This window comes from Herbidospora solisilvae, from assembly GCF_009901565.1.
GTDB lineage: Bacteria > Actinomycetota > Actinomycetes > Streptosporangiales > Streptosporangiaceae > Herbidospora > Herbidospora solisilvae.
The window spans coordinates 127,157-147,375 of record NZ_WXEW01000003.1 but is presented as its reverse complement, the minus strand read 5'-3'; the positions used below and the strand labels follow the sequence as shown (position 1 = coordinate 147,375).

Genomic DNA, 20,219 nt, shown 5'->3' with positions numbered 1-20,219 from the left:
TGGGCGACCCCCAGGGCACCCGGCCCGCCCACAACCCTCACATGGACGGCACCGCCCGGAGGGGATAAGCCGAACACGGCCACCGGATCGGGCGCTCCAAGGGCTGAGGAAAAGCGCAAACCACCGCCCTCAGGCCGCCGAAGCACCCCCATACAGCCGCTCCAGAACCAGCGCCACCCCGTCGTCGTCGTTGGCCGCCGTCACCTGGTCGACGGCCGCGAGCACGTCGGGATGCGCGTTCGACACCGCGACCGACGTCCCCGCCCACCCCAGCATCGGCAGGTCGTTCGGCATGTCGCCGAACGCGACCGCCTCCCCGGGTGCGATCCCGTTGCGTTCGGCGAACCGGGCCAGGGCGGTCGCCTTGGTCACCCCGAGCGCGCTCATCTCGATCAGCGCCCGCCCGCTCGAATGCGTGGGCGTCACCAGGCCGCCCACCAACGCCACGACCTGCTCGTAGAGATCGTCGGCGTCCATCGTGTGGTGATAGGCGAGCAGCTTCGCGCACGGAAGCCCCAGAACCGAGGCCACGGGCGGCCGGCCGTCCCCGAACCGCAGATCCCAGCCGCCCAGAGGGAAGCCGGTCTCGTAGGCGTACCCGTCCTCGTACTCGACCGAGAAGGTCAGCGACGGCACGGCGGCCCGCAACAGGGCGACCGTCTCGGCCACCACCTCTGACGGCATCAGGTGGGAGTCGGCGATCGACTCGGTGTGGAGGTCGTACAGGAGCGCGCCGTTGGCGCAGATGGCCAGGCCTCGGTGGTTGACGACGTGGGAGACGGTCGTCATCCAGCGGGGCGGGCGGGCGGTGACGAAGACCAGGGTCGCCCCGGAGTCCTCTACGGCGGCGAAGGCGGCGGCGGTGCGGGCCGAGATGGTGCCGTCGGAACGCAGGGCGGTGCCGTCGAGGTCGGTGGCGACGAGGCGCGGTGGGGCCATAACAGGTCCCAGTTTGCCCTGTCCCCGAGACGCCCCGGTCAGGGGGATCTCAGGACAAGAATTCTCCCCCGGACTTGGAACACCGGGGGGCCGACATAGTGTTAGATGTGAACGCGTTGTATTAGCTGTTCCCGTAGCGAAAACCAGCTTGACTGTTATGAGCCACCCGGGGAGCTGTGCGACACACCGGGGCTCACGAGGTGTGTGCCCCAAGATTCACTTCCTTAGGGAGAGCGTTAATGGCTCAGGGAACCGTCAAGTGGTTCAACGCTGAAAAGGGCTTCGGCTTCATCGCCCCGGACGGCGGCGCGCCGGACGTGTTCGTGCACTTCTCGGCCATCACCGGCTCCGGCTACCGGAACCTGGAAGACGGCCAGCGTGTGGAGTTCGAGGTCACCGAGGGCCCGAAGGGTCCGCAGGCCTCGCAGGTCCGCGCCCTCTAGACCACTGACAACGGCGAAGGCCGGGGCTCTTCGAAAGAAGAACCCCGGCCTTCGTCGTGTTATTTGACGGGTTCGAGAACGTCGAGCCCCACAAAGGGCCGCAGCGCCTTGGGAACCACGACCGAACCGTCGGCCTGCTGGTGGTTCTCGAGAATCGCCACAATCCATCTGGTGGTCGCGAGTGTGCCGTTCAGCGTGGCCACCACGCGGGGCTTGCCGTCTTCGTCGCGGAATCGCACCTTGAGGCGGCGGGCCTGGAACTCGGTGCAGTTCGACGTCGAGGTGAGTTCGCGGTAACGCCCCTGGCTGGGGATCCAGCCCTCGCAGTCGAACTTGCGGGCGGCCGACATGCCGAGGTCGCCGGCGGCGGTGTCGATGACCCGGTAGGGCAGCTCGCACTTGTCGAGCATCTGCTTCTCCCACGCCAGCAGCCGCTGGTGCTCCTCGGCCGAGTCCTCCGGCTTGCAGTAGGAGAACATCTCGACCTTGTCGAACTGGTGCACCCGGATGATGCCGCGGGTGTCCTTCCCGTACGACCCGGCCTCTCGGCGGAAGCACGACGACCAGCCGGCGTAGCGGTAGGGGAGCTGGGAGCCGTCGAGGATCTCGTCGGCGTGGTAGGCCGCCAGCGGCACCTCGGAGGTGCCGACCAGGTAGAGGTCGTCTTCGGGCAGCCGGTAGATCTCGCTGTCGTGGGCGATCGTGAAGCCGGTGCCCTGCATCGACTCGGGCTTGACCAGCACCGGGGTGATCATCGGCACGAAACCGGCCTCGACGGCCTGCTGCATGGCCATGTTGAGCAGCCCGAGCTGGAGCCGGGCCCCGGCGCCGCGCAGGAAGAAGAACCGGGAGCCCGAAACCTTCGCGCCCCGCTCCATGTCGATCGCGCCGAGCAGTTCGCCCAGCTCAAGGTGGTCGCGCGGGGTGAAGTCGAACTCCCGGGGAGTGCCCACGTGGTCGAGGACGACGTAGTCGTCCTCACCTCCGTGGGGCGCGGCCGGGTCGACGATGTTGGGCACCGACATCACCTTGGCGTCGAGCTCGGCGCCGAGCTGCTCGGCCTCCGCCTCGGCCGCCTTCACCTGCGCCGCGAGATCCTTCGCCCGGTCGAGCAGCGCCTGCCGCTCGTCGCCGGACGCCTTGGAGACCGACTTGCCCACGTTCTTCTGCTCGGCGCGCAGGGACTCGAAGGAGCCCAGCGCGCTACGACGACGCTCGTCGAGGGAGAGCAGCGTGTCGACGACGGTGTCGTCCTCCCCGCGGGCGCGCTGCGAGTCGCGCAGCCGGTCGGGATCTTCGCGTAGGGTTCGCAGGTCAATCACAGAGCAAACGCTACCGTTGGACGGAACCTGCCCGCATGCGGCTTAGCCACCCGGCGGCCTCGGCGAAATCGGGGTCGGCGGTGCCGCGCTTGATCTGCGTCGGCACCTTGTCGGCCCGCGGATAGCTCCCGAGGAAGCGCAGATCGCCCGAAATGCGGTGCAGTCCGGAGACGGCCTCCCCGACCCGCGCCTCGGCGATGTGCCCTTCGCAGTCGAAGTGGAAGAAGTAGCTGCCGATGCCGTCACCGGTCGGACGCGACTCGATGCGGGTCAGGTTGACGCCGCGTACCGAGAACTCCGAGAGCATCTCCAGCAGCGCGCCCGCGTGGTCGTCGCGCAGAAAAGCCACCATCGACGAGCGGTCGGCGCCGGTCGGCTCGGGCAGCGCCCCGGGGGGCGCGACCTGGACGAAGCGGGTCACGGTGTCGTTGCGGTCGCCGATGTCGGAGGCCAGCTCGGTCAGGTCGTAGATCTCACCCGCGATGGCCGGGCCGATGGCGGCATCGTAGGGGGACTCGGGGTTGGCGATCTCCTGGGCCGCGCCGGCGGTCGAGGAGGCGTGGACGACCACGGCGCCCGGGATCTCCCGGTCGATGAACTCACGGCACTGCGTGTGCGCGGCGGGGTGGGTGAAGATGCGCTTGATCTGGCGCATCTCGGTGCCCGGACGGACGAGAAGGGAGAACTCGACGGGGAGCAGCAGCTCGGCGACGATCAGCAGCGGCTTGCCCCAGGCGAACTCGTCGAGCGTCTGGGCGATGCCGCCTTCGAGCGAGTTCTCGAGGGGCACGACCGCCCCTTCGGCCTCGCCGTTGCGGACCGCGTCGAGCGCGGCCTTGACGTTGGCGCACGGCAGGCGCTCGGCCTCGGGCGCAAGCTCACGAAGGGCGGCTTCACAGAAGGTGCCCTCGGGGCCCAGATAGGCGAGCTTTGACATAACACCAGGTTAGCCACAGCAGGGCGTGGTGTATGCGCAACTTTACGACTTCAGCGGGCCGAGTTGCTCCAGAGCCCTCCGGCGGGTCGCAGCAGGTCACCGTCGGCCGCCTCGACTTCGGGCCCCAGCCCGAGCCGCGCCGCCCGCACCGCCTGCTCCTCCTCTGGAGAGAGGGGCTGGAGCCCCTTGCCGCCCCTTAGCGCCCTGACGTAGGTGCGGGTTTCGGTCCGCCCGTTGATCGACGTGAGCACGATCCCGTCGCCCAGCCCGTTGATCAGCGCGACCGAGAACGACAACCGCCCCGTCATCTCCTCCAGGGCGTCGTAGCGGAAGACGGCCACATCGCGGATCGCCTTGGTGTCGACGACCCCCTCGACCGCCGCCCGCCTGGCCAGCACGTCGAGACAGTCCTGGACGGCGGCCCGCGCATTACGCAGCGAGTAGAGCCCGATGACGACCCCGGTGAACCCCGCGAGCAGCCCGGCGATCACGAAAGCGGTAACCAGCACGCGACCGAGCGTAATGGCGCGGTCACGGTTTCGCCCGGGTTCGGGCAAGGACGAACACGAGGGCCATGGCCCCCAGCCCGAACGCGTTCTGCACGATCTTCCCCAGCGTCGGCGACAACACGGGGATCTCCCACATCTTGATGTAGGCCCCCCACCACGGGATCGGCAACACGTAGTAGACCCACGTGACCGCCCGCTGCCGGATCTCGGGCAGCGCCGCCAGCACGACCACGATCCAGGCGAGATGGTGAATCCAGGCCACCGGGGAAAGCAGCACCGCCATCAATCCGGTGAGCGCCGTCGCCGTGAGAGTGTCGCCGGCGAGGTAATGGCGGCGGGCGGCGCGGAAGCCGTACCACCCGATAAAGGCGACGGCGGCGAGCCAGAGCACGGTGGTCAGCGCGTCGGGCCAGTAGAGCCGCAGCAGCATCCCCCGCATCGACTGATTCGTGGTCGCCGTATTGGCCCCGAGCCTTTCCGAATCGAGCAGCGCCCCGAACCAGAAGTCGACGGCGTCCTGCGGAATCACCAGAAACGGAATGACGGTGAGGAGGGCCGCCGTTCCCGACGCCGTGAGGAACGTTTTCATGTCCTCATTCCGGTACGGCTTCCGCCACGCCACCAGCAGCAAGAGGATGAGAAACACCCCCGGCGTGAGCTTCACCGCCGTCGCGATGCCGATGAGAATGCCGCGCGGCCACCAGGGCCGTTTGACGACGACGTCGAACAGGCACAACGCGACGAGGAACAGATCGACCTGACCGAACCTGATCTGGTCGCGGATCGGCATCAGGTAAAGGCACGCGATCGTGACCAGCGGCAACCATTTCCGCTGTTCGGGAAAGGCCACCCAGACGACGGCCACGAGCGTCGCGACGATGGCCGCCGTCCAGACCCACTGCAACACCGGCCACGGCAGCATGGCGAGCGGCACCGCGAGCATGGCCGAGATCGGCGGATAGGTGAACGGCAGCAGTTGCGGCGCCGGGGTCACCACGCCGTAGACGGGAAGCCCGTCAAGGAGCGCCTGCCCGCCGAGCCGGTAGACGTCGAGATCGACGAGCCGCTGGTCATCGGGGTTGGTCAGCCAGTAGTGCACGAGCGGCGCGGCCGCGGCCAGCACCAGCAGCACCCCCGCCAGCGGCCACCACGTCGTCCGACTCCGCGCAACGCTTCCCACGACGAGGCAGGCTACCGTTTAGCCCGCTGACGGACCGCAGGGAAGGAGACCCCGTGCACGGACCCTCCGAAGGTGCGGCCGCACGGGGAGAAGCACCGGACCTCGCGGCCCTTCCGCGAAACGGCACGGCCGAGAACGGCACGGCCGAGAACGGCACGGCCGAGAACGGCACGGGCGAGAACGGCACGGGCGAGAACGGCACGGGCGAGAACCGCACGAGCGAAACCCGCACGGCGCTCGCTTCGGGCGGCGTCGCCGACACATCGCACCGAGCTCGTCCCGTGGCCAGGAGACCGGTCCGAGCCGCGGGGTCCCGGAGAGCGAGGATCCACCGGATCGTCTGGGTTCTGCTCACCGCCGTTTTGACCGGGGTCTTCGGCCTGCCCGGGAGCGCGCTCGCCGCCCCCCAGGGGCAAGTGGTGATCATCGGCGTCCCCGGCCTGGAGTGGGCCGACCTCAGCCCCTGGCGCACCCCCAATCTGTGGAAACTCGCCGAAACCGCCGGTGCCGCCTCGTTGTCGACCCGTGCGGTCCCGCTCGAAGGCCGGGGCATCACCTGCCCGGTCGCCGGTTGGCTGACGGTGTCGGCCGGGCAGCGGGCCGCCGCCCCAGGGTGCGAACCGCCCGTTCAGCCCAGAGGCGCCACCGTGCCCGACTGGCAGGCGCTCGTCGAGCTCCAGCGGCAGTCGTCGTTCCAGGCCCGGATCGGCACCCTCGGCCAGGCGGTCAAGGACGCGGGCGGCAAGACCGTCGCCGTGGGCCCGGGGGCGCTGCTGGCCGCGGTCGACCTGTCCGGGAACACCACCAGCTACTTCGAGAGCATCGCCGATCTCAACCCCGGCGGCTACCAGCTCATCGTCGCCGAGGCCCCGGAGATCTCCGACGCCTGGCTGGCCGACGGCATGAGCGCCCGGGGAAGAGAGCAGGCCGTCGCCGCCGCCGACACGACCGTCGGAGCCATCCTCGCCAAGATCCCTCAACGGGCGACGATCCTGGTCGGCGGGGTCTCCGACGCCCGGGCCGGCGCCCACCTGCACGTCGCCATGGCCCGTGGGCCCTCGTTCGGGACGGGCCTGCTGACCGCGTCGTCGACCCGCCAGGTCGGCCTGGTCACCATCACTGACCTGACCGCCACCGCCCTGACCGCCCTCGGCCTGCCCGTCCCGGACGGCGTCGTGGGCCGCGCCTGGACCCCGACGGCCCAGCCCGCCGACCCGAAGGCCCTCGCCGACGACGACCTCGCCAGCCAGGTCCTCAGGGACGTGCGGGAGCCGTTCTTCTTCGCGCTGGTCATGATCCAGGTCCTCTTCTACGCCGTCGCGTCGGTGATCATGCGCCGCCAGGTCGCCGCCGCCGGACGGGCCATGATGATCGTCGGCGTCGTCAGCGGCGCGGTGCCGATCTCGACATTCCTGGCGCAGCTCGTGCCGTGGTGGAGCGTCGCGCATCCGATGCCCGCGCTCGTCGGCACGATCCTCGGCTTCGCCCTGCTCATCGCGGCCGTCGCGTTCGCCGGGCCGTGGCGGCGCGATGTGCTCGGGCCGCTGGGCGTCGTCGCGGGCGTGTCGTCGGTCGCGCTGCTGCTCGACGTCATGACGGGCTCGCACCTCCAGGTCAACGCGGTCACCGGCTACGAGCCGGTAACCGGCGGCCGGTTCTACGGCTTCGGCAACATGGCCTTCGCCGTCTACTCGACCGGCACGATCCTGTTCCTGGCCGCCGCCGCCCACTTCATCCGCCGCCGCACCTCTGCCCTCGTCTTTTGCGCCGGGTACGGCCTGTTCGCCATCGCCGCCGACGGCTGGCCCTCCTGGGGGGCCGACTTCGGCGGGGTGCCGTCGTTCGTGCTCGGTTTCGCGGTGTTCATGCTGCTCCTGGCCGGCCTGCGGGTGTCGGTGGCCCGGCTGGCCCTGATCGCCGTCGGGGGCGCCGCGCTGATCACGGTGATCGCCCTGGCCGACTATTCGCGGCCGGCCGAGCAGCGCACCCACCTGGGCGCGTTCGTCCAGCAGGTCATCGACGGCGAGGCCGGCGGGGTGCTGGCGCGCAAGCTCGGCGCGATGCTCGGCACCCTGGGGAACTGGCCGCTGACCCTGCTGTCGCTGGTCGCGGTGGCGTTCCTGTTCCTCGTGCTGGCCCGGCCGCGCGAGATGAGGGTCGCCGCGCTGAGCGTGGCCTACGAGAAGGCCCCGGAGCTGCGGGCCGGGTTGATCGGCGCGCTGACGGCGGCGTTCGTCGGCTTCCTGATCAACGACTCGGGGATCGCGATTCCGGCGATGGCACTGACGGTGGCCGTACCGCTGACACTCGCGGCAGCCGTACGAGCAGAAACACCACCACCCCGAGCAGGAGCCACGGAACGACCTGGGACCTGACCACCTCCACCAGCCAATCCGACCCGGCGGGCTGGTCGAACTGCCGTGCCGGCAGGTAGGCCAGCGAGAGCAGCGAGATCCGGGCCACCAGGACGTAGTCGAGCCACGACCTCGGCACCAGCGCGAGCAGGGCGAAGGCGAGCCCGTCGTACCAGGGCAGCGCGTAGGGCGTGGAGAACAACCACGCGACGGAGAACGCCACGGCGACCCGCGCGGCGTCGAGCGGCGCCAGCGCCCGCAGCAGCAACGCGGCCAGCGCGGCGAACAGGAGCAGCGACCCGATCTGGATCCAGACCTTGTACGACCCCTCTCCGATCACCGTCTGCAACCCGGTCTTGACCACGCTCCACGGCGTCGCGAGCGAGACCATCTTGCTGGCGTTGAGCACCTGGCCCAGAGAATGGGGCCCCGCGAGCCAGTAGGCCATCCCGGAGACCGCCAGCGCGGTCGCGGCCACCAGCGCCAACCGGCCCAGGTTCCGCCGCAGCTCCCAGGCGACCCCGAGCGCGACCACCCCGACGGTCACCTTGGCCGCGACCCCCAGACCGAGGAACACGCCCTTGAAGCGGGTGACCAGCGCGGCGACCACGAAGGCGACGGCGAGCGTGTCGGCGTGCATGCCGGCGACCAGGTGATAGACGACCAGCGGATTGGCCGTCCACAACACCACCCCGCGCGACCCCAGCATCCAGGCGACGGCGAGGAAGGCGGCGGCGTTGACGAGCGCCATCACGAACACGGTCAGCCGGACGGAGTCGCCCCCGACGAAACTCGCCAGCGCCTGCACGCCGGTCGTGACGGGACCGTAGACGCTCGGCGTCGTGGCCCACTCCTCGACCGCCCCGAGAACCGGATCACCGGGGATTCGGTCAGGCGTGACCGAATAAGGGTCATGCCCCAAAGTCACGAGCCGACCGTAGGCGGCGTAGTTCAGATGGTCGGACGACCCGATCGGCGGCAGGAAGGCCAGCAGCACGACCGCCACGACCCCCAGCCACCGGAGCACCCGCAGCGAAGGCACGCCGTAGAGCCCCAGCAGCACCCCGGCCGTTCCCAGGACGACCACCGCGAAGGCCAGCCCGATGGCCGGCCACCCAGGCAACCCCGCGTCGACGAAGAAGGGCAGCCACCCGGCCCCGGCCAGCCGAGGCTGCAACGCCGACGGCCCCAGCAGGGCCAGCAGCACCGTCAGCCCAAGGGCCGCCGCCACACACGCGACGGCCAGCCTGCCCGCAGCCACACGCTCCACGCCGAGAAGCCTAGAGCCGCACCCCTAAGGACGAGTCTGTGGCCGGAAGCTCTCGATCGTCTCCATCGCCTTGACCACGGTGGGTTCCCGGGCCGCCAGCGCCCGCGACACGTCGCGCAGCTGCTTCGCCCGGTGCAGTTGGGCCCGCCAGTCGCTTCCGGTCGCCCGGTGGGCCATCTCTACCTCGACCTCCACCACCCGGAACCCCTTCCGGACGAGGTCGATCGTGAGCCCGGTCTCCACGCCGAACCCGGCGGCCAGCGGCCGGGCCGCGTCGAAGGCCGCGCGGGTCAGGCAGCGCTGGCCGTTGAGGGGCTGCGCCGGGTCGAACCCGGTCAGCCGTTTGATGCCGTCGCGGGCGACCCGCACCACGACGCCGTGCCCGCCGAGCTTCACCCGGGTGGCGAAGGTCGCGATGGTCATGTCGGCCACGCCGTCACGAACCGGTCCGATCAGGGGAGCCGCCGCGGCGGCCGTCTCCCCCAGGTCGGCGTCGAGAAAGAGCAGGTGGCAGTCTTCGTCGAGCAGTCGTACGGCCTCGGCGCCGCTCTCCATGGCCGCGGCCTTGCCCCGGTTGCGGCTGTGGCGCACGACACGGGCGCCCGCGGCCCGCGCCACCCGTCCCGTCTCGTCGGACGAGCCGTCGTCGACCACGAGGACGAGCGAGACGCCGGGCAGGCGGAGGGCCGCGGTGACCGTCGCGGCGATGCGGTCGCCCTCGTCTTTGGCCGGGATGACGACCGCGGTGTCCGAGCGGGGGGAAAGATCGCTCATCCGGTCGGGTTGGCCAGCTCCGCGGGCACGCTCTCGTGCACGGTGAACACCGAGTCGAGACCGGTCACCTGAAGGATCTTGCGGACCGCCGGACGTGGCGCGGCCACCTCCAGCACGCCGCCGCGTTCCTTGAGCCGCTTGAGAGCGGACAGCAGCACGTTCATGCCGGTGGAGTCACAGAACTCCACGCCGGACATGTCGATGACGACCCGGTCAAGCGCGGTCTCTTCGAGCACTCGGGTGAACTCCGACTGCAGGCGAGGCGCGGTATAGAGGTCGATTTCTCCGATTACGGCCATCACAGCGTGACCCGCATGCGATCGAGTCGAGACTTTGAGCTCCACAGCGCGCACACTAGCGCCGGTCGGGCGCTGGGTCACGTTCCTCTGGGATTACCGAAGAGTCGTCCGCCCTTTGTCCCCGATTTCGGTCCCATGTAAACGCAGAGTGCGCGAAGCTTGACGCTATGGAACCGGCTCCCGCCGGAGCCGAAGGAGGAGCGGCGCTCATGAACACGGAACTTCCCGAAGATCCACAGAGACGTCGGCTTCGTGAGCGGCTGGAGGTCATCCAGATCCGCACCGACAAGGCGAGTTCATGGCGTGAAGCGGTCAGACCTCTGCGGCATCTGCTCAACCGTGAGGGCTTCGTACCGATCAAGACCCGGCTCGCCTCGACCGACCTCGACTTCCTGGAATCCTCGCGCGACGATCTGCTGGCCTTCTCCGAGTTGTCGCTGCGGTTGATCGATCTCCACCAGCCGCGCGACGCGGGCGGCATCACGAGTGACACGGCCCATCCGATCCTGCGCTGCCGGAGCTGCATGTGGCGCTGGCCGTGCCCGACGTTCCGGGCGATCACCGAGGCGTTCTCGATCGGCTACGACACGGGTTCGTAGCGGTAGCCGACGCCCCAGACGGTGATGATGCGGCCGGGGTCGGTCGGGTCGCGCTCGATCTTCTCCCTCAGCCGGCGCACGTGCACGGTCACCGTCGAGGAGTCGCCGAAGGCCCAGCCCCAGACGCGATCGAGCAGGTCGGTGCGGCTGAACGCCTGGCGGGGGTTGCGCAGCAGGTAGACGAGCAGGTCGAACTCGCGGGCGGTCAGGGTGACCTCCGCGTCGCCCAGACGCACGTGGCGGGCTCCGACGTCGACCACGAGGTCGGCGTCACGGAGCACCCCCGTTCCGGCCGGCACGATCGATCCACGGGCTCTGCGCAGCACCGCGGCGACGCGCAGGGCCAGCTCGCGGGGGCTGAAGGGCTTGGTGACGTAGTCGTCGGCGTCGGCGTCGAGGTCGACCAGGTCGATGGCCTCGCCCAGGAGGATCACCGGGACCGGCCAGCGGGCCCGCAGCTCGTGGCCGACGGCGAGCCGGTTCATGTCCAGGATGAGCAGATCGGGCGGGCCGGTCAGGTCCGCCGGATCACACCGGACCTCGTGTCCGTCGCGTTCGAGATAACGCGCGACGACCTCGGCCACGGCGGGGTCGTCGTCGACCACGAGAATGACGGTCACGCTCCAAAGACTAGGTCGCACGGCGATCGCCGAACGCGTAGTTTGTTGGCCATGACCCGTACTGTTCTTGCGGTCGTGGGGATCTTCCTCGCCATCTGGCTGGTGATCGGATTCGTCATCCCCGCGCTCTTCGCGACGCTGAAGTTCCTCCTGGTCGTCGCGCTGATCGCGGCGGTCGTGGTCGGTGTGATCACGCTGGTGGGCAAGAAGTAACACATGTTCGTCCAGGCCCTGCTCGGCGCGCTCGCGATGCCCGGTGGCATCGCGCTGCTCGCCGTGCTGGGCCTGCTGCTCGTCGCGTGGGCGCTGCGGCTGCTGTCCGCGGCGCCCCACGTCGCACAGGCACCGCTCGGCGCGGGTGTCGAAGCCGTTCTGGTACGGCTCCGCCACCCCAATTCACCAGGCCGAACACGGTCGAGAGCTCCGACAGGAAACCCGGCGCCCCGCTGATCGCCATTGATCGGCAAGGGCGCCTTCGTCGTGTCCGAAAACTGACGAAAGGTTCCTGAATCGTGTTCGACTTCATCCTCGGCCCGGCCTACGACGCCACGGCGGCGCTGGCCGGCCTCGTCGGCGCCGCCCCGGCGATCGTGCTGCTGACCCTGCTGGTCCGGCTCGCCCTGCTTCCCCTGGGGATCCGCCAGGCGAAGCTCCAGCGCATCCGCCAGAGGCTGGCCCCCGACCTGGCGAAGATCCAGAAACGCCACGCCAAAGACCCGGAACGGATGGCCAGGGAGGTCCGGTCCCTCTACGCCGACGCGGGCACCTCGATGTTCGCCGGCGTCGGGACGGGCCTGGCCCAGATCCCGTTCGCGATCGTGTTGTACAACCTGTTCACCCACCCGGTGATCGCCGGGCAGCAGAACGTCCTGATGACCCACAGCGCGCTGTCGGTGCCCCTGAGTGAGCACCTCGGGGCGGTCGTCGCCCACTCCGGATTGTTCGGCGGACCCACCCTGGTGTTCGTCGGCCTCCTGGTGCTCATCGCACTGGTGGCGTGGCAGTCGTCCCGACTCGTGATCAGGACGCCTGAAATGCCCGGAAGCGGGCTGTTGAAACTGCTTCCCTACGGGACCGTGCTCGCCGCCGCGTTCCTGCCGTTCGCGATGGGCGTCTACCTGCTGATCAGCACCGCATGGACGACGACCGAACGGCGACTACTCACCGTTTAGACGACTTCGCGCAGTGCGCTGATTTCGGACTCACCTGACTGCCCATTTCGGGCGGGCTGAGGGGCGTGGACGATGGCCCATACGGTCGTCGTCTCGCCCTCGTGGCGTACTCCCCAGCGCTCTGCGAGGAACTCGACGATGCCGAGCCCCCGGCCCCCCAGAGACGAGAGAGTAGGCCGTCCGGCACGCGGCTCGGTGGTCGCCCCACCGTCGCTCACGGCCACTTCCACATGTCCGTCACCACAGGCCCATGTGACTCTGAGCTGCCCAGACGCGAGGGGGTGTGCGTGGCGCAGGGCATTGCTCAACAGTTCGCTCATCACCAGGACCGTGTCGTCGACCGCCGCTTCGAAAACCCCGGAAGCGAGCAGGTCGGCGCTGAGGCGTTGACGCGCCACAGCCACGCTCGACAGAGCGTACGGCAGCATGACGACGCTCGACGCACTCACCTCCCCGTTCTCCCGAACCCCCTGAAGATGGTCACCCCAGTAAGACCGAAATGCCCCGTTCGCTGACCGTGGAAACCGAGCACTGATTACAGCTTGTGCACTTTGGACAATAGGTCAGCTTCGGTGTTACCCCGCTCTTACCGCCCCGGTGTGTCGGGTGCGGTGACAAACCCCTCTCTGCGCAGCACGAACTGCATACGTGTACCACCTTCGGGTCGGGGCAGCGCGGCCACCTCCCCTCCTTGGGCCCGCGCGAGGCTCCGGACGATGTACAACCCGAGCCCCACCCCGCCGAACCGGCGGCGGTCGCCGCTCTCGCCCTGGACGAACCGTTCGAAGACGCGTTCGCGGTCGGACGGGGCGATGCCGATGCCCTCGTCGTCGACGGTCAGCACCACCCGGGTCTCCTCCGCCCAGGCCGAGACCTGGATGAGGCCCCCGTCGGGGGAGTACTTGAAGGCGTTCTCCAGCAGCTGGTCGAGCAGTATGTCGGTGGCGAGCGCGTCGCCGCGTACCAGAGGAAGGTCGTCGGGGACCCGCACCTCGACGCGGTGGCGGTCGGACAGCACCGGCAGCCCCAGGGTCGCGGCGCGCACCCGTTCGGCCAGGTCGAAGGCCTCGTCGCGGACCGACGGCTCGGCCGCCCCGGCGCGGGCGCCGAGCAGGAGGTGGTCGATCAGCCGCCCGAGCGACTTGGCCCGTTCGGCGATCGTGTGGACGTGGGCCCGGCGGTCGGCGTCGGAGAGCTTGTCCCACCGGTCGGCCAGCGTGCTGGCGAAGCCGGTCACGACGGTGATCGGGGTGCGCAGCTCGTGGCTGGTGGTGGCCAGGAACAGGTCCTTGGCCTCCTCCAGCTCCTTGGCGCTGGTGATGTCGCGGAAGTCGGCGACGATCTCGCCGGTCTCCGGGATGGTCGCGCAGAGCACGTCGAGCCAGCGGCCCGATTCGAGCTGGAAGGTCAGCTTCTCGCCGGGCGCGGGCAGGTCGAAGGGCGGCGGCCTGCCGATGACGTCCTCGTAGGCGTAGCCGGTCAGTTCGGCCGCCTTGGGGTTCCAGCGCGTGACCGTGCCGCTCTCGCTGAGCACGGCGATGCCGTCGGCGCTGGCGTCGAAGACGGCGCGTTCGTGCGCCCGCTGCCGGACGGCGTCCTGGTAGGCCACCGCGTTGCCGACCGCGATCCCGGCGTGCCCGGCGAGCAGTTCGAGCAGTTCGAGCTCCACGTGGCCGGGCTTGCGCCGGGCGAACAGCGCGTAGAGGGCGCCGTAGGGCCGCCCGCCGACGGCCGCGATGCCGACGGCGATGGTGTGCAGCCCGTCGAGCTGGGCCCAGATGAGGTCCTGGAGGCCCTCGGGCCCGGTTTCGAGGATGACCGGCTTGCCGGTGCGCAGCAGCTTGCCGACCAGGCTGCTGCCCAGGTCGGCGGTGGCGCCCTTCATGCCCTCGGGCAGCCGGTGGGAGCTGACGAGCCGGAGCTTCTCGCCGTCGATCAGCACGAACCCGCCCGCGTCGGCCCCGGTCAGCTCGGTGAGCGAGCCCGCGATCCGGTCGAGCACCACGTTCTGGTCGAGTTCGGCGTTGATGTCGCCGACGACGTCGGTGAGGCGGCGGACGAGCTGGGCGCGCCGGACCGACCGGGCCCGCGCGGCCTCGTTGTCGTCGCGCTGGTGGTAGACGCCGACGTAGCCGAGCAACGCGCCCGAGGGTGTGCGCAACCCGCTGATGTCGGCCTGCACCTCGATCAGCGTGCCGTCGCGCCGGAACCTGCGGGTTCTGAGCTGTACGGTCCCACCCGTGCGCACCCGTTCGAGCACCGCGTTGTGCTCGGCCATCAGCTCCTCGGGCACGAAGGGCGGCCGGCGGCCGAGGATCTCCTCGGCGGGCCAGCCGAACAGCCGCTCGGCGGCCGGGTTCCACGTGACCACCGACAGATCGCGGTCGAGGGCGACGATGGCATCGGCCGCGCTGGCGACTACCGCCCGCGCGATCCCTTCGTCCTCGTCGTCACGTTTGTCCCAGTGGTCACATTCCACGGGTCCATCGTGCCGCTTTTCCGATCGTGATCATGGGCTTTTCCGATGCTCCGCTACGCTGCCCTCGAACCCGGGGAAGGGAAGTGCATGGACGCGTCGGCCGCATCGGGCGACCTGGAGGCACTGCTCCGGGTCACCTCGCCCACGTACGTAGGGGAATCCGCACCCGACATCGCCTTCGGCACCCACGAGACCCCCGCCGGCCTGCTCGTGCTGGCCGTCACCGCGCGGGGTGTGATTGCCGCCACATTCGACGACGAACACGCCGTCTACGAACGGATCTACCGCGAGGTCGGGTCGTTCATCGGCCACGACCCCAAGCGCCTCGACCCGCTGAAGCGGGAGATCGACGCCTACTTCGAGCGCCGGCTGCGGACCTTCACCCTCCCGTTCGACCTCCGGCTCGCCACGCCGTTCGCCCGCAGCGTGCTCCAGATGATCACCTCGGTGCCCTACGGCACGACCACCACCTACGCCGAGGTCGCCGCTCGCATCGGCCGGCCCCAGGCGCTGCGCGCGGTCGCCAACGCGGTCACCGAGAACCCCGTCTGCCTGTTGGTCCCGTGTCACCGGGTGGTCGAGGGGCCAGGCTCGCCGGGGGCGTACGCCGGTGGAAAAGCGGCCAAAGAACTGCTGTTGACCATGGAAATCGCCTAGCGCAACGAGTCTGTCCCCACACGGTAAACCTGTGATCACTCAATGTGATAGTAATCTCACGCCGAGCAATCACCAGGTCACTAGTGGGGAGTGGTCATGCTGGGGTTCATCGTCGCCGTGGGGTCGGCGATCGCCGTGGTGGCGCTGTCGGCGCTCCTTTTCCGAAAGTTCGGCGCCGGCAGTGAAGACTCCGACCCGGGCGGCCCGTCGGTCGGCCACGCCGGGTCGATGTTGTCGGCGCTGTTCCTGCTGGTCTTCGCCATCGCGATCGTCGTGCCGTGGACGACCGCCGACTCGGCCCGGCAGAACACCTACACCGAGAGCCAGTCGGCCGTGGAGGCCTACTGGGCGGCCGACGAGCTGCCCGGCCCGGCCGCCGCGCAGGTCCAGGCCGGTCTGCGCGACTACGTCGGCTTCGTGGTCGACCAGGAGTGGCCGCTGATGGCCGACGGGCGGCTCAGCCCCGAGGGCACCACCCGCCTGAACACGTTGCGCACCCAGGTGGCCGGTCTGGTCGTCGACGGCGAAGACCAGGAAGACGCCAAGGCGGCCGTCATGGACCAGATCTCCCAGCTCAGCTCCTCGCGGCGGCAGCGCGCCGCCGACGCCGGGGCGACGCCGCCGACGATCCTGCTGGTGCTGACCGTGGTGACCGGCCTGATCGTGCTGGTCTTCCCGTTCCTGGCCGGGGCCCGGCCGAAGGGGATGGCGCTGCTGCCGATGCTGGCCATGGCCGCGCTGCTGGGGGTCGGCATCTACATGGCCTTCGACATCGTCCACGTGTTCGACGGCGGGCTGGCGGTCAAGCCCGACGCGTTCACCAGTGCGCTGGCCGAGTTCGGCCGCATATCGGGGTTGAGCTGATGAACAACCGGATAACGGCCGCCACGCTCGGCTTCCTGATGCTGGCCACCCTGTCGGTGGCCTCGGCCCCGGCCGCGACGGCCGACGACATCCTCGGGGTGGGCCTCGACGTGGGGCCCGGCGTGGGCGTGTGCGTCAAGGTCGGGGTGGTCCTCGACGTGGAGCTGGGGGTCGGCGTCGGGCAGCAACCGCCGTGCGACCAGCCGCCACCACCCCCGCCGCCACCCGCGGAGGAGGAACCGCCACCCCCACCGCCACCGCCGGCCGAGGAGGAACCGCCGCCCGTGCCACAGGAGCCGGAGGTGGAACAACCACCGCCGCCACCGCCGGCCGAGGAGGAACCGCCTCCGCCCCCGCCACCACCGCCACCCCCGCCGCCTCCGGTGAAGGAGCCGACGCCGAGGGCGGAGCGCCCGGCCAGGGTCGTTCCGGTACGCCTTCCGAAACCCGCCCCCACCACGAAGAAGCCCTCTCCGCGTCCCAAGCCGACCCCGTCGGCCACGCCGGAGCCGCGCAGACCGAGGGTCGCGGCCGTGGCCAACCCGCCCAAGCGTGAGAACCCGCTGAAGTCGGTGCTGTTCATGGTCGTGTTGTCGACCGTGATCGCCTCAGCCGCGGCGGTGGCCTTCACCCGCATCAGATAGACGACGTGGCCGGGCGCCGCGTGAGGCTCCGATCGCCAGCGTGACCAGGGCGGCGACCAGGAAGGAGCCGAGCGCGGCGCTCATCCACGGCGCGGGGGTGAACCCGACGGCCTCCCGGGCCGACGTCCAGATCGCCTCCCACCAGCCGATGTCGGGCAGCGCCCCGAGCATCCACCAGGTGGCGAACCCGAGCAGCCACGGCACCGTCATCGACCACCGCGACGGCGCGTGGTCGGAGGTGTCCCAGCCGCGCGAACCGCCGAGCAGGAAGTAGTCGACCACCAGCACGGCGAACATCGGCACGAACACCGCCCCGATGATCCCCAGGAACGCCGAGTACGTGTCCGCGCTCACGAAGATCGCCAGCAGCGTGACCAGCACCCCGATGATCAGGGACAGCACACGCCGGTCGACCCTCGGCAGCAGGTTCTGCAGCGACATCGTCACCGAGTAGACGTTCACGAACGACTGGTCGGTCTCACGCAGCACCAGGATCCCGAAGAAGACCGCCCCGAGCGACGCGGTGACGAACGGGTCCCATACCTTGTTCGTGTCGTTCCCGACCAGCGCCAGCGCCGCGATGCCCAGCGCCAGGCAGGCCACCTGGGCGATCGTGTAACCGCCGACCACCCCGCCGAACGCCGCCCGCGAGCTCTTCGAGAAGCGCGAGAAGTCGGCCGCCAGCGGCACCCACGACACGCTCAGCGCGATGACGTAGTCGACGGCCGGCGTGAACGCCTCCCACGACCCGGCTCCCAGCGAGGGCCCGCGGGAGATCAGCTCGTACGCGAAATAGATCATCGCCAGGACCACGCCGACGGTGACGTACCTGCGCAGGATGCGCACCGCCCCCAGCGGCTTGATCGTGAGCGCCGTGGTGATCACCCCGGCGACGACCACCCAGACCGCGTAGTGCACGGTGACGCCGAACTGGCCCGCGATGGCCTGGGCGCCCTGGGCGATGACCCAGAGCTCGAAGGCCCCCCAGCCCAGCATCTGGATGATGTTCAGCACGCTCGGGAGATAGGAGAGTCTCGCCCCGAAAAGCCCTCTGAGCAGCATCATCGCCGGAGCGCCCGTCTGGGTGCCCGGGATGGCCGACAGGCCGACCATGGCCGTGCCGATGAGACTGCCCACCACCGCGGCCGTGAGGGCCGCGACGAAGCTCAGCGGACGGTCGCCGAGAGGGTTGACGAGTGCGATCGCTCCTGAGAACCCGAGCAGTGACACTCCGAGGTTGGCCCACAGGGCACCCTGGTCGAGCAGGCCGAGCGTCTTCGGCGGAGCCTCGTCGAGGGTGAGGGGTGCTTCGGAGTCGACGACGGCAGTCATCACACACGCTCCCTACGCCGGCATTACCCGGACAGGTTCATGCGGTCGGCGACGCTGGTCGCCCTCTCAGCCCGGTTACGCCCGAGCTCCCGCGGTTCTTAGGTTGTTCGCCAACCGGGATCATCCCAGTTCGCCCCCACATGATGCATCACGGCCCCTCATTCGGCCAGCCCTAGGTGCCGCGACTCCTACGCACAGGGACCGTCCGCTGGGGTACGCAGAAGTACAGCTACATCCGTGGTGGTAGCTGTACTTTCGAGCTGGACGAAAGACTCAGAGTTGCACGCTGACCAGCCAACAAACTCCATGGCACCTGTGCTCCCACGAGAGTTGACCCACATCGGGCCCGACCCGCGCCCTTACAGCCCGCCGTCCGACTGAGCCTGCGAGCCAGAAACTGCCATTACGACGCCGGGCAGGTTCCCAGCCTGGACGCTTGAGCTGCTGTCACCGGCCCGCGATTCCACTCCACGTTTCGCCGAACGCGTGGCGGCTGTACGGCTTGGTGCTCCTGGTCCGCCCGGGTGGCGCCGATGACACGTTGGAGATCCTCGGTTGGCTACCAGGGAGAGCTTCTGGTCACCTCCCCCGACATGGGCCGTCGACGGCTGCAAGCTGACCGTGCCCGAGCGACGGGGCGGCCAAGACCGACTACTCGAATCCACGGGTAACGATCGCGATCTCCCGGCAGGGTGGGCGCCATGGACCGTCGGCGTCCCTGAAACCGATCTCCATGCAGCCCCACAAACAGGGTCACGATCCAAACCACACAAGGGGACAGATGGCTGGCGAACACAGGCTGGTCAGCCCCAAAAGGACGGCGTAATGTCGAATCGAATAAAGTTTCGAGGGAGGGATGATGTCGTCTGCATCGATCGATGAGCAAGCGGCCGTCCTGGCCCTCACCAACGCCACACCTCATCGCTGGCACGACACGGCGAGCATTATCGCCAGTTCCCACAGTGCCTTGCGGCTCATCGAAGGTGACCTGTCCCGCCTGGATGAGCGTCAAGCAGCTCACGCCACCGACGTCCTCGCCCGGCTGAAGCCCGCCCATCTGGACCAGGCTCGCGAACTCATCGGCCGCACCCAGGCAAACGGGACTCGGCTGCTCACTGTGCTGGACGAGGACTACCCACTCAACCTGTATCTGGTCTTCAACCGGCCCCCGTTCCTGTGGGTCCGCGGCGACCTCATTGAAGCAGATGAGCGTGCCGTCGCGGTCGTCGGCCGCCGCCAGGCCGGCCCCGAGGGCCTTGCTCTGGCCGCCCGGCTGGCACATGGCCTGGCCGAAGCCGGTATCACCGTGGTGTCCGGGCTGGCCCGCGGCATCGACACCGCCGCCCACACCGCCGCTCTCGCCGCGGGCGGACGAACAATCGCCGCGCTCGGGACTGGGATCTTGTCGCGGACCTACCCCGCGGAGAACGCCGAGCTCGATAAGCGGATCGCCGACTCGGGGGCAGTGGTCTCCCAGTTCTGGCCCGACCAGCCTCCAACTCGCAACACGTTCCCCCTGCGCAACGCCGTGACCAGCGGTCTGGCCATCGGCACCCTCATCATCGAAGCCGGACCGGCAGGCGGCACAAAAACACAGGCGACAATCACTCAGAAACAGGGCAGGCGTCTTTTCGTTCCTCATGCGCTTCACGAGCAGAACGAATGGGTCCACCACTATATGCGCCGGGGAGGTGTAACTGTCGTCCACGGTATTGACGACATCGTGACAATCGTGGACAAGCTAGTAGATGTGCCGCGTCCACAGCCATCAATTCCCCATTGAGCGATGGATCCTTTCGAGCTCACCGAGAACATCCGTCCTCAG

General features: G+C 69.3%; 21 protein-coding genes, 1 pseudogene and 1 riboswitch. Of the genes and pseudogenes, 10 read left to right on the top strand and 12 right to left on the bottom strand.

What is annotated here, in order from left to right:
* Positions 1–129 precede the first annotated feature (129 nt).
* Positions 130–939, bottom strand: a complete 810-nt coding sequence (locus GT755_RS10310; protein WP_161479505.1) for an HAD family hydrolase — start codon at positions 937–939, stop codon at positions 130–132.
* Positions 940–1,178: 239 nt separating this feature from the next.
* Between GT755_RS10310 and GT755_RS10305 the strand changes: the two genes are divergently transcribed.
* On the top strand, positions 1,179–1,382 hold the full coding sequence (locus GT755_RS10305) for a cold-shock protein (RefSeq protein ID WP_030455233.1): 204 nt from the start codon (positions 1,179–1,181) through the stop codon (positions 1,380–1,382).
* Positions 1,383–1,441: 59 nt separating this feature from the next.
* Here the strand turns inward: GT755_RS10305 and serS are convergent, their stop codons facing one another.
* The 4 genes from serS to GT755_RS10285 are packed head-to-tail and all read right to left on the bottom strand — an operon-like array spanning position 1,442 to position 5,282.
* Positions 1,442–2,704, bottom strand: coding sequence for a serine--tRNA ligase (serS, locus tag GT755_RS10300; protein WP_161479504.1), 1,263 nt, complete (start codon positions 2,702–2,704; stop codon positions 1,442–1,444).
* A gap of 10 nt (positions 2,705–2,714) precedes the next feature.
* Entirely contained in the window at positions 2,715–3,641 is a 927-nt protein-coding gene (gene pheA, locus GT755_RS10295) for a prephenate dehydratase (protein ID WP_161479503.1), read from the bottom strand.
* 50 nt (positions 3,642–3,691) lie between these two features.
* The gene (locus GT755_RS10290; RefSeq protein ID WP_051760653.1) at positions 3,692–4,150 is read right to left on the bottom strand and encodes a DUF4446 family protein; all 459 of its coding nucleotides are present in this window, start codon (positions 4,148–4,150) and stop codon (positions 3,692–3,694) included.
* A 22-nt stretch (positions 4,151–4,172) separates the two neighbouring features.
* Complete coding sequence (locus GT755_RS10285; RefSeq protein WP_328794280.1) at positions 4,173–5,282, bottom strand: glycosyltransferase 87 family protein; 1,110 nt, start codon at positions 5,280–5,282, stop codon at positions 4,173–4,175.
* A 101-nt stretch (positions 5,283–5,383) separates the two neighbouring features.
* On the opposite strand from GT755_RS10285, the gene GT755_RS39410 reads away from it, so the two are divergent.
* Positions 5,384–7,705, top strand: coding sequence for a hypothetical protein (locus GT755_RS39410; protein ID WP_161479501.1), 2,322 nt, complete (start codon positions 5,384–5,386; stop codon positions 7,703–7,705).
* Positions 7,706–8,261: 556 nt separating this feature from the next.
* On the opposite strand, the pseudogene mptB reads toward GT755_RS39410, so the two are convergent.
* The 3 genes and pseudogenes from mptB to GT755_RS10270 all read right to left on the bottom strand — a co-directional run.
* Positions 8,262–8,681: pseudogene (gene mptB / locus GT755_RS39405) on the bottom strand (polyprenol phosphomannose-dependent alpha 1,6 mannosyltransferase MptB); the annotation flags it as partial.
* A gap of 297 nt (positions 8,682–8,978) precedes the next feature.
* Positions 8,979–9,728, bottom strand: a complete 750-nt coding sequence (locus GT755_RS10275; RefSeq protein ID WP_161479500.1) for a glycosyltransferase family 2 protein — start codon at positions 9,726–9,728, stop codon at positions 8,979–8,981.
* Positions 9,725–10,072: an STAS domain-containing protein gene (locus GT755_RS10270; protein WP_030455225.1), complete on the bottom strand. Its 348-nt coding sequence runs from the start codon at positions 10,070–10,072 to the stop codon at positions 9,725–9,727. Before GT755_RS10270 ends, GT755_RS10275 begins: the two co-directional genes overlap by 4 nt.
* Positions 10,073–10,236: 164 nt before the next feature.
* Between GT755_RS10270 and GT755_RS10265 the strand changes: the two genes are divergently transcribed.
* Positions 10,237–10,626: a hypothetical protein gene (locus tag GT755_RS10265; RefSeq protein ID WP_161479499.1), complete on the top strand. Its 390-nt coding sequence runs from the start codon at positions 10,237–10,239 to the stop codon at positions 10,624–10,626.
* On the opposite strand, the gene GT755_RS10260 is transcribed toward GT755_RS10265, so the two are convergent.
* Positions 10,608–11,246 carry a response regulator transcription factor gene (locus GT755_RS10260; protein WP_197038839.1) on the bottom strand — a complete coding sequence of 213 codons (639 nt, stop codon included), beginning with the start codon at positions 11,244–11,246 and terminating at the stop codon, positions 10,608–10,610. The two genes, GT755_RS10265 and GT755_RS10260, sit on opposite strands and share 19 nt — an antisense overlap.
* A gap of 51 nt (positions 11,247–11,297) precedes the next feature.
* Here GT755_RS10260 and GT755_RS38515 point away from each other — a divergent pair, with 51 nt between their 5' ends.
* The 3 genes from GT755_RS38515 (at position 11,298) to yidC (ending at position 12,418) form a co-directional block, all read left to right on the top strand.
* Entirely contained in the window at positions 11,298–11,459 is a 162-nt protein-coding gene (locus tag GT755_RS38515) for a hypothetical protein (protein ID WP_197038838.1), read from the top strand.
* Between the two features lie 3 nt (positions 11,460–11,462).
* The gene (locus GT755_RS10255; protein ID WP_030455222.1) at positions 11,463–11,696 is read left to right on the top strand and encodes a DUF6412 domain-containing protein; all 234 of its coding nucleotides are present in this window, start codon (positions 11,463–11,465) and stop codon (positions 11,694–11,696) included.
* A gap of 62 nt (positions 11,697–11,758) precedes the next feature.
* Positions 11,759–12,418 (top strand): membrane protein insertase YidC, encoded by a 660-nt coding sequence (yidC, locus tag GT755_RS10250; RefSeq protein ID WP_328794279.1) that lies wholly within the window; start codon positions 11,759–11,761, stop codon positions 12,416–12,418.
* Here yidC and GT755_RS10245 read toward each other — a convergent pair.
* Together GT755_RS10245 and GT755_RS10240 are read right to left on the bottom strand one after the other, a co-directional pair.
* On the bottom strand, positions 12,415–12,867 hold the full coding sequence (locus tag GT755_RS10245; protein WP_231515593.1) for an ATP-binding protein: 453 nt from the start codon (positions 12,865–12,867) through the stop codon (positions 12,415–12,417). The genes yidC and GT755_RS10245 overlap by 4 nt on opposite strands.
* A gap of 137 nt (positions 12,868–13,004) precedes the next feature.
* Entirely contained in the window at positions 13,005–14,897 is a 1,893-nt protein-coding gene (locus GT755_RS10240) for a PAS domain S-box protein (protein ID WP_161479498.1), read from the bottom strand.
* Positions 14,898–14,942: 45 nt separating this feature from the next.
* On the opposite strand from GT755_RS10240, the gene GT755_RS10235 reads away from it, so the two are divergent.
* The 3 genes from GT755_RS10235 to GT755_RS10225 all read left to right on the top strand — a co-directional run bounded on the left by GT755_RS10235 (position 14,943) and on the right by GT755_RS10225 (position 17,062).
* Positions 14,943–15,554: a methylated-DNA--[protein]-cysteine S-methyltransferase gene (locus GT755_RS10235; protein ID WP_235966462.1), complete on the top strand. Its 612-nt coding sequence runs from the start codon at positions 14,943–14,945 to the stop codon at positions 15,552–15,554.
* Positions 15,555–15,650: 96 nt separating this feature from the next.
* Positions 15,651–16,418, top strand: a complete 768-nt coding sequence (locus GT755_RS10230) for a bestrophin-like domain (RefSeq protein WP_161479497.1) — start codon at positions 15,651–15,653, stop codon at positions 16,416–16,418.
* Positions 16,418–17,062 (top strand): hypothetical protein, encoded by a 645-nt coding sequence (locus GT755_RS10225; RefSeq protein ID WP_161479496.1) that lies wholly within the window; start codon positions 16,418–16,420, stop codon positions 17,060–17,062. Before GT755_RS10230 ends, GT755_RS10225 begins: the two co-directional genes overlap by 1 nt.
* Here the strand turns inward: GT755_RS10225 and GT755_RS10220 are convergent.
* Positions 17,027–18,394 carry a purine-cytosine permease family protein gene (locus GT755_RS10220; protein WP_161479495.1) on the bottom strand — a complete coding sequence of 456 codons (1,368 nt, stop codon included), beginning with the start codon at positions 18,392–18,394 and terminating at the stop codon, positions 17,027–17,029. The two genes, GT755_RS10225 and GT755_RS10220, sit on opposite strands and share 36 nt — an antisense overlap.
* Positions 18,386–18,497: riboswitch (TPP riboswitch) on the bottom strand. It overlaps the preceding gene by 9 nt.
* Positions 18,498–19,253: 756 nt before the next feature.
* Between GT755_RS10220 and GT755_RS10215 the strand changes: the two genes are divergently transcribed.
* Positions 19,254–20,177: a DNA-processing protein DprA gene (locus tag GT755_RS10215; protein WP_202609875.1), complete on the top strand. Its 924-nt coding sequence runs from the start codon at positions 19,254–19,256 to the stop codon at positions 20,175–20,177.
* Positions 20,178–20,219: the final 42 nt, after the last annotated feature.

What these genes read in the sequence shown, in the direction of transcription:
- GT755_RS10310 (WP_161479505.1), bottom strand. Translation starts at nt 939, where the DNA reads ATGGCCCCACCGCGCCTCGTCGCCACCGACCTCGACGGCACCGCCCTG.
- GT755_RS10305 (WP_030455233.1), top strand. Translation starts at nt 1,179, where the DNA reads ATGGCTCAGGGAACCGTCAAGTGGTTCAACGCTGAAAAGGGCTTCGGC.
- pheA (WP_161479503.1), bottom strand. Translation starts at nt 3,641, where the DNA reads ATGTCAAAGCTCGCCTATCTGGGCCCCGAGGGCACCTTCTGTGAAGCC.
- GT755_RS10275 (WP_161479500.1), bottom strand. Translation starts at nt 9,728, where the DNA reads ATGAGCGATCTTTCCCCCCGCTCGGACACCGCGGTCGTCATCCCGGCC.
- GT755_RS10265 (WP_161479499.1), top strand. Translation starts at nt 10,237, where the DNA reads ATGAACACGGAACTTCCCGAAGATCCACAGAGACGTCGGCTTCGTGAG.
- GT755_RS38515 (WP_197038838.1), top strand. Translation starts at nt 11,298, where the DNA reads ATGACCCGTACTGTTCTTGCGGTCGTGGGGATCTTCCTCGCCATCTGG.
- GT755_RS10255 (WP_030455222.1), top strand. Translation starts at nt 11,463, where the DNA reads ATGTTCGTCCAGGCCCTGCTCGGCGCGCTCGCGATGCCCGGTGGCATC.
- GT755_RS10235 (WP_235966462.1), top strand. Translation starts at nt 14,943, where the DNA reads ATGCTCCGCTACGCTGCCCTCGAACCCGGGGAAGGGAAGTGCATGGAC.
- GT755_RS10230 (WP_161479497.1), top strand. Translation starts at nt 15,651, where the DNA reads ATGCTGGGGTTCATCGTCGCCGTGGGGTCGGCGATCGCCGTGGTGGCG.
- GT755_RS10225 (WP_161479496.1), top strand. Translation starts at nt 16,418, where the DNA reads ATGAACAACCGGATAACGGCCGCCACGCTCGGCTTCCTGATGCTGGCC.
- GT755_RS10220 (WP_161479495.1), bottom strand. Translation starts at nt 18,394, where the DNA reads ATGACTGCCGTCGTCGACTCCGAAGCACCCCTCACCCTCGACGAGGCT.
- GT755_RS10215 (WP_202609875.1), top strand. Translation starts at nt 19,254, where the DNA reads ATGTCGTCTGCATCGATCGATGAGCAAGCGGCCGTCCTGGCCCTCACC.